The sequence below is a fragment of the Paraburkholderia sp. NMBU_R16 genome (assembly GCF_013282575.1).
Taxonomy (GTDB): domain Bacteria; phylum Pseudomonadota; class Gammaproteobacteria; order Burkholderiales; family Burkholderiaceae; genus Trinickia.
The window spans coordinates 1-556 of sequence record NZ_JAAAYE010000273.1; the positions used below are offsets into that span (position 1 = coordinate 1).

Below are 556 nucleotides of genomic sequence, written 5' to 3' on the forward strand. Positions count from 1 at the left end.
GTGTTCGTCGTCTGCTTGAGCAGATACTTGCGCTGCGTCGATAGCGGCTCCTCGTCGAACCAGCACAAGTCCGCCTCCAGCTTCTTCGCCGGCTGCGGCGCACGCTGCGCCGCCACGAACGTATCGCTGCGCGAGACGTCCACATCCTCCGTCAGCCGGATCGTCACCGTCTGCCCCGCGAACGCGCGCGTCACCGCCGCCGTGCCGCCCACCACCGGCGCCACGATCTCCGCCACCGTCGTCTCGCGCCCCGCCGGCAGCACCGTCACCACGTCGCCCACGCGCACCTCGCCCGCTTCGACCCGCCCCATGTAGCCGCGAAAGTCGTCCGCGCTCGCGCCGTCCTGGCGCGCCACCCACTGCACCGGAAAACGCAGCGCCTCGGCCGTGGGCGGCGCCACCGGTAACGCCTCGAGCACATCCAAGAGCGCCTCGCCCGCGTACCACGGCATGCGCTCGCTCGCCCGCACGATGTTGTCGCCCTTGAGCGCCGACACCGGCACGAACCGCACCCCGCTCAACCCCAGTTGCTGCGCGAGCTGCACGTACGCATCGC

At 71.2% G+C, this 556-nt stretch carries 1 pseudogene; it reads right to left on the reverse strand.

Annotated features, from left to right (window positions below):
• Positions 1-556 (reverse strand): annotated as a pseudogene (locus GWC77_RS30440) (sulfate adenylyltransferase); the annotation flags it as partial.